Annotated in this window: 7 protein-coding genes; 4 read left to right on the forward strand and 3 right to left on the reverse strand. The window is 62.2% G+C overall.

Going from position 1 to position 6440, the window contains the following annotated elements; genetic code table 11:
* Positions 1-148 precede the first annotated feature (148 nt).
* A complete protein-coding gene (locus tag ACESL8_RS00830; protein ID WP_372914921.1) occupies positions 149-865 on the forward strand; it encodes a hypothetical protein in 717 nt (238 codons plus the stop codon).
* Positions 866-880: 15 nt separating this feature from the next.
* On the opposite strand, the gene ACESL8_RS00835 is transcribed toward ACESL8_RS00830, so the two are convergent.
* Positions 881-1474: a GNAT family N-acetyltransferase gene (locus ACESL8_RS00835; RefSeq protein ID WP_372914923.1), complete on the reverse strand. Its 594-nt coding sequence runs from the start codon at positions 1472-1474 to the stop codon at positions 881-883.
* A gap of 22 nt (positions 1475-1496) precedes the next feature.
* Positions 1497-2357: an oxygen-dependent coproporphyrinogen oxidase gene (gene hemF, locus ACESL8_RS00840; protein ID WP_372914925.1), complete on the reverse strand. Its 861-nt coding sequence runs from the start codon at positions 2355-2357 to the stop codon at positions 1497-1499.
* 214 nt (positions 2358-2571) lie between these two features.
* Between hemF and petA the strand changes: the two genes are divergently transcribed.
* Genes petA through ACESL8_RS00855 form a run of 3 tightly spaced genes read left to right on the forward strand, consistent with a single transcriptional unit; the run spans position 2572 to position 5267 of the window.
* Positions 2572-3138 (forward strand): ubiquinol-cytochrome c reductase iron-sulfur subunit, encoded by a 567-nt coding sequence (gene petA / locus ACESL8_RS00845; protein WP_372914927.1) that lies wholly within the window; start codon positions 2572-2574, stop codon positions 3136-3138.
* An 11-nt stretch (positions 3139-3149) separates the two neighbouring features.
* Complete coding sequence (locus ACESL8_RS00850; protein WP_372914929.1) at positions 3150-4442, forward strand: cytochrome bc complex cytochrome b subunit; 1293 nt, start codon at positions 3150-3152, stop codon at positions 4440-4442.
* Between the two features lie 12 nt (positions 4443-4454).
* Positions 4455-5267 carry a cytochrome c1 gene (locus ACESL8_RS00855; protein WP_372914931.1) on the forward strand — a complete coding sequence of 271 codons (813 nt, stop codon included), beginning with the start codon at positions 4455-4457 and terminating at the stop codon, positions 5265-5267.
* 317 nt (positions 5268-5584) lie between these two features.
* On the opposite strand, the gene ACESL8_RS00860 is transcribed toward ACESL8_RS00855, so the two are convergent.
* Positions 5585-5911 carry a DUF6481 family protein gene (locus tag ACESL8_RS00860; RefSeq protein WP_372914933.1) on the reverse strand — a complete coding sequence of 109 codons (327 nt, stop codon included), beginning with the start codon at positions 5909-5911 and terminating at the stop codon, positions 5585-5587.
* Between the last annotated feature and the right edge of the window lie 529 nt (positions 5912-6440).

The raw sequence follows: 6440 nt of genomic DNA on the forward strand, positions 1-6440 counted from the left end.
AGCCTTACCGCGTCAAAATCATCCCGAAGCGCGATCCCAGTCCCCATGACGATGTCCTACCTGAGCACATCGCCATAGATTCACACTTTTAGACCCTTGGGAATCCCCCCGCGAGTCGCGATCAACGCGACTTGGTATGAGGCCGACCATGGTACGTTTGTCGGCCGCCACCTTGTGGGACATGATGTCGGCCGCGCTGCGCGCTGATCTGGGCCGACTGTTCATTCTGGCCGCGCCGTTTGCGCTGCTGCCGGTGGTAGCTGTGGCTTTGTTCGGCCCGCCGGCGCCCACCAGCATCGACAATATCAGCAACCAGCAATTGCTGCTGCGCGTGGCACTGCCCAGCCTGATCGGCGCGTTTGGCCAGCTTGCGGCGACGCATCTGGTGCTGCGCCGCGGCGACACCCCGCGCGATGCGCTGGCGGCGGCACTGGCGGCGTTTCCGGTGTTTGCGTTGGCCCAATTGGCGGGATCGCTGCCGGTGGGGCTGGGTCTGCTGTTGCTGGTGGTGCCGGGACTGTGGCTCTTTGCCCGGCTCTTGTTTTTGTCGGGCGCGGCGGCGCTGGTCGAACCCGGCACGCCCTTTGGCCTGTTGCGCCGCAGCTGGACGCTCAGCGACGGGCACGGCCTGCAATTAACTCTGTTTTTGCTGCTGGGCCTGTTCGGCGTGATCGGCATCGGCATCTTGGCCGAAGGGGCGGGCGCAGCGCTGGACGTGGTGGCGCGGATCGCCGGGCTGAACGGTGTTGGCCGTTTCCTGCACGCGCTGTTTCCGGGCATCGGCAATTGCCTGGTCACGGTCGGCATCGGTGCCGCCAGTGCGTCGGCGTATCAGCAGATCGTCAGCAGCGCGTTAAAGTCATGACAGTCGCCCGCCATTTCAGAGCAGCGGAACGCTAGGCGCAGTATCCGCTGGATAGAGGCCGCTGGTGCGCGGATCGTCGTACATCTCCACCAGCCGCTGATACGGCCGGAAGCCGCAGCGCTGGTAAAAGGCCAGTGCGCCGGGATGATCCAGATCGCAGGTGTGAACCCAGACGCGGTCAATGCCGTCTTTCCACGCCCGCCCCATCGCGTGGCCCATCAGCCAGCTGCCATGGCCGCGCCCGGTCAATTCCGGCACCAGCCCGACGTAGGCCAGCTCGCACTGGCGGTGGCCTGAAAAATCCAGCTCCAGCAGCCCTTGCGGGGTGCCGTCACGCCTTGCGGCGATATGCACTTCGAGGCTGGGTGCGCCCAGCGTGGCCGCCAGCGCCGCATCGTCCAGTACCAGCCGTCCGCGCCACAGCCACGGCTGGCCGACGGCGCGAAACAGCGCGCGATAACGCTCAAGATCGAAGGGTGCTGTCCAGCGTTCCAGCTTGAGCGCCGATCGCACCGGGGCGACCCGCGGCGGCGGCGCGGTCATTTCAAGGCAAGTGACGATAGTGGCGATTTGTCCGGCGGGCACCGCGATCACCTGCGATGCAACCATGGTTCCGCCTGCTGTCATGTCGTCATTCCCAGATGGCAAGCGGCGGCAGGCTCATCAGGATGGCATCGGTGTTGCCGCCGGTTTTCAGGCCGAACGTGGTGCCGCGATCATAAACCAGGTTGAACTCGGCATAGAGGCCGCGATATTTCAGTTGGGTGGTGCGTTGTTCATCGCTGAAGGGCTCGTGCATCTTGGCGCGCACCAACTTTGGATACGTTTCCAGAAAGCAGCGGCCAACATCCTGCGTGTAGGCAAAATCCGCCGCCCAGTCGCCGCTGTTCAGGTGATCGTAAAATATGCCGCCGACGCCGCGATGGCGACGCCTGTGCGGGACCCAGAAATACTCCTCTGCCCACTTCGAATGGGCCGGGTAATAATCCGGGTGGTGGCGATCGCAGGTGTGCTTCACGGCGGCGTGGAAGGCAGCAGTTTCGGCGTCGTCGGGCAGCGCCGGGTTGAGATCGACACCGCCGCCAAACCAGCGCTTGGTGGTGACCAGCATACGTGTGTTCATGTGCACGGCCGGCACCAGCGGGTTGGCCGGGTGGATGACAAGGCTGATACCGGTGGCGAAAAAGCGCGGATCGTCGGCGGCACCGTTTATCTGCTTGGCGAATTCCGGGTTGAATTCGCCGTAGACGGTGGAAATATTCACCCCGGCCTTTTCAAACAGTCGGCCCTTCATCAGGCCCATCTCGCCGCCGCCTCCATCGCCATCCGTTTTGGCATGGTCGCTGCGGTTCCACGGCCGCTTTTCGAAACGGCCGGCGGTGCCGGGCAGCGTCGATTCATCTTCCAGCTGTTCCAACATCGCCCAGATGCTATCGCGGAGGGAGCGGAACCAGGCCTGGGCGGCCTGTTGCTGGTCATCAAGCTCGATCATGCACCTGCCTTAAACAGGCTTGTGGCGGCGCGAAACCCCCCACAGCAGCCCGGCTACTATGATAATGTTACCAAGTGGCCATGTCCGCGCCAAAATGTCCGGGGGGTGTGCGGCTTTTCTCCGTTGCGTTGCGGCATTCGCTTGTCTATCCCGGCGCACCATGCGGGCGAGCTTTAGGCTTGCTGAACGCGCATCAAATTCCGGAAGGGGCAAGATGGCTAGCGAAGTGCGGCAGGCGACTGTCGATGATCTCGGTCCTGGCGGCGAACGTCGCCGAGACTTTATTTACGTGGCAACGGCGGCCTTTGCCGGCGCCGGGGTCTTGCCGGTTGTATGGTCACTGGTGAACCAGATGAATCCGTCGGCCGATGTTCTGGCGCTGGCCAGCATCGATCTCGACCTGTCGGCGGTGCAGCCCGGCCAGGCCATCAAGGCAAGCTGGCGCGGCAAGCCGGTTTTTGCCCGGCAATTGACGCCGGCAGAAATCGCTGAATCCAATAAGGTGGATGTGGCATCGCTGCGTGACCCGCAGTCGCTGGCTGAACGTACCAAGCCTGGCAGCGAGCAGTGGCTGATCACGCTGGGCGTATGCACTCACCTTGGTTGCGTGCCGCTTGGTGCGGCCGAAGGTGAAGCCAAGGGTGATTTCGGCGGTTATTTCTGCCCCTGCCACGGTTCGCACTACGATGCCGCTGCGCGCATCCGCAAGGGCCCGGCTCCCAAGAACCTGGAAGTGCCGCCCTACAAGTTCAAGTCACCCACTTCCGTGACCATCGGCTGAGGACAAGGACCATGAGTTTTCCCTGGGCCAAGCAATATCAGCCGACCTCGGCCGTCGGCAAATGGGTGGACGAGCGCTTGCCGCTGCCCCGCCTCGTGTTCAGCGCCTTGGGCCCGGGTTATCCCACGCCCAAGAACCTGAATGCTTTTTACAATTTCGGCGTGCTGGCCGGCGTGGCGCTGGTCATCCAGATCATCACCGGCGTGGTTCTCGCCATGCACTTTGCGGCAGATACCCGCGTTGCCTTTGATTCGGTCGAGCACATCATGCGCGACGTCAACGGCGGCTGGATGATCCGCTACATGCATGCTGTCGGTGCCAGTTTCTTCTTCGGCGTCGTATACATCCATATTTTTCGCGGGCTGTATTACGGCTCGTTCAAGCCGCCGCGCGAAGTGTTGTGGATGCTTGGCCTGGTCATATTCCTGTTGATGATGGCCACTGCGTTCATGGGCTATGTGCTGGTGTGGGGCCAGATGAGCTTCTGGGGTGCGCAGGTCATCACCGGGCTGTTTTCGGCGCTGCCACTGGTCGGCACCGCTATCCAGACATGGCTTCTCGGCGGCTTCTCGCCCGACAACGCCACTCTGAACCGTTTCTTCTCGTTGCACTATCTGCTGCCGTTCGTAACGTTTGGGGTGATCATCCTGCACGTGTGGGCGCTGCACATCCCGGGTTCAAACAATCCGACCGGCGTGGACGTGAAGTCGGAAGCCGACACCATTCCGTTTCATCCCTATTACACAGCCAAGGATTTCGTTGGCCTTGGGGTCTATCTGATCCTGTTTGCGGCCTTTGTGTTCTTCATGCCGAACAGCCTGGGCGAACCGGACAATTATATCCCGGCCAACCCGCTTTCCACGCCGGCCCACATCGTGCCGGAATGGTATTTCTGGCCCTTTTACGCGATCCTGCGTGCCTTCACCTCTGATTTCCTTGGCGTTCCGGCCAAGCTTTGGGGCGTGCTGGCGATGTTTGCATCGATCCTGCTGCTGTTCCTGCTGCCTTGGCTCGATACCTCACCGGTGCGTTCCAACGACTACCGCCCGCTCAGCCGCGCGTTGTTCTGGGTGTTCGTGGTGGTAGCCGTGGTGTTGGGCGTGTGCGGCGGCAAGCCGGCGGAGGAACCATGGGTGCGTCTCAGCCAGGTTCTGACGGCCTATTACTTCGCTCACTTCCTCATCATCCTGCCGATCGTCTCCAAGCTGGAGAAGACCACGCCGCTGCCGGGTTCCATCTCGGAGGCCGTGCTGGCCAAATACGGCAAGAGTGGTTCTATGCCGCTCGCGCAGCCAGCCGAATAAGGAGAGACATAGATGATTCGTCTCGGCGCGCTCGCCATCGGCCTGCTGTTCGTCGTGAACGTTTTGTGGGGGGCAATCGCCCCCCGCGAATCCGTCTCGCGCGACATGGTCAAGGAACTGCACAAATATCCCAAGCACATGGAATGGGCGCACAATGGCCCGGGCAACATCGGCGTGTTCGGCACGTTTGATCGCGCCCAGCTGCAGCGCGGCTTTCAGGTGTACAAGGAAGTCTGCTCGGCTTGCCACTCGATCAACCGTATCGCTTTCCGCGATCTGACTGACCTTGGTTACAACGCTGGCCAGATCAAGACCATCGCTGCCGAGTATGACGTGGCTGCGATCGACTCTAACGGCGAGCCGACCACCCGCAAGGCGACCGGTGCGGACAAGTTCCCGCTGGTTTATGCCAACGAAGCGGCGGCCCGGGCAGCACAGAACGGCGCGTATCCGCCCGATCTGTCGCTGATCACCAAGGCGCGCCCGGATGGCACCAACTATCTGTATTCGCTGCTCACCGGCTATTCCGATGATGTGCCGAAGGGTTGGACCAAGCCCGACACACTTTACTACAATCCCTATTTTCACAGCGTCAACATCGCCATGCCACCGCCGCTCGCGGCCGACGGTCAGGTGACTTATGCCGACGGGGCTGCGGCAACCAAGGACCAATATGCGAAGGACGTGACTGCCTTCCTGACCTGGACGGCAGAGCCCAAGCTGGAAAATCGGAAGGAAACCGGCTTTGCCGTGATCCTGTTCCTGATCATCCTGACCGGTCTTGGTTATCTGTCGTATCGCAAGGTGTGGGCAGACATCAAATAAGGTCTGATCCGGCACCAACCAGCTCGCAAGGGGGCGGTCATCGGAGAGGATGGCCGCCTCTTCGTGTTTGCAGGGCGGTGGCTTTGTCTGGACAAATGTCCGTCATTGCGCCCGGCGAACTGCACGCAGCGCGGTTGCCATTGGCGGTGAACGGGAATTGGCGCAGAACCGGGCCAGAACTGATGCCGCAGTGCGCGCCGTGTTCCGCACATGCCTTGGCAGATACCGCGCAACAAAAAGCAGTCGGCGAAGGCCGCGAAGATCCGTGATCGAATGTTGGTAGCGCCGCGATGGTGACGACGGGCCTTTGGCCCGGTTCAGCGCACGCGTTGTTTGCGGGCGGCGTAGCGGGCGTCGCGGGCGGCCTTTTGGGCGGCGTCGCGCGAGATCGCTTCCAGGCGCTGCTGTTCCACCTGCTTCTCGCGCTGGGCTTCCTTGACCTTCTTTTCCTCGGCCATCTGGCGAGCGCGTTCGGCGCGGGCCGTCTTGGCTTCGGCTTCTTTCTGGGCGCGCTTTTCAGCGCGCTGGCGGGCAGCGGCGATTGCATCGTCGCTGGGCGCGGCGGCCTTGAATTTTTCCAGCTTTGCCAGCCTCGCGTCGGCGGCGGTCTTGGCGCGGTCTTTGTGATCGGGGAGTTTGAACATAGATGGTCGCTTTAGCCGTTCGTTCCACCTGCTGCAACTGCGAAGGCATCTGTTGGATCTGGTATCGAAGCGGGGGAAATCGTCACGGCAGTGCCAACCAGTACGGCCGTGCCCGACAGCACGTCGATGCGGGTGCGCAAGGTCAGATCATTGTGCCTCACACTTGGCCGCGCGCCCGCCGCCGACCATCACATCGTCGGTGACGCGAGGCGGGTGCCGCCACCGTGCCGGCTATCATTACCAGTGCCCACGCCCGGCGCTTTTTTCAGCGCGGCGATTTTCATGCCCATCAGCGCCACCCCCCAATGGCGACAGGCTTTGCGCTGGCGCCCGGCTGGGCTAGCAATTGCAGATGGATATGTGGATCACCGGTAGATCAAGGATTGTGGCCGCCGCCATTGCGGTGCTGACGGGTACTGCCTTGCTGGTGCAATTTGCCGTGAATGTGGCCGATCGCGGCGGTGATGCGGCCGGCGAACTGGTGCGCTTTTATGGCTGGTTCACGATCTGGACAAACACCGCGGTGGCC

Source organism: Sandarakinorhabdus sp. (assembly GCF_041689835.1).
Lineage (GTDB): Bacteria > Pseudomonadota > Alphaproteobacteria > Sphingomonadales > Sphingomonadaceae > Sandarakinorhabdus.

What these genes read in the sequence shown, in the direction of transcription:
- petA (WP_372914927.1), top strand. Translation starts at nt 2,572, where the DNA reads ATGGCTAGCGAAGTGCGGCAGGCGACTGTCGATGATCTCGGTCCTGGC.
- hemF (WP_372914925.1), bottom strand. Translation starts at nt 2,357, where the DNA reads ATGATCGAGCTTGATGACCAGCAACAGGCCGCCCAGGCCTGGTTCCGC.
- ACESL8_RS00835 (WP_372914923.1), bottom strand. Translation starts at nt 1,474, where the DNA reads ATGGTTGCATCGCAGGTGATCGCGGTGCCCGCCGGACAAATCGCCACT.
- ACESL8_RS00855 (WP_372914931.1), top strand. Translation starts at nt 4,455, where the DNA reads ATGATTCGTCTCGGCGCGCTCGCCATCGGCCTGCTGTTCGTCGTGAAC.
- ACESL8_RS00860 (WP_372914933.1), bottom strand. Translation starts at nt 5,911, where the DNA reads ATGTTCAAACTCCCCGATCACAAAGACCGCGCCAAGACCGCCGCCGAC.
- ACESL8_RS00850 (WP_372914929.1), top strand. Translation starts at nt 3,150, where the DNA reads ATGAGTTTTCCCTGGGCCAAGCAATATCAGCCGACCTCGGCCGTCGGC.
- ACESL8_RS00830 (WP_372914921.1), top strand. Translation starts at nt 149, where the DNA reads ATGGTACGTTTGTCGGCCGCCACCTTGTGGGACATGATGTCGGCCGCG.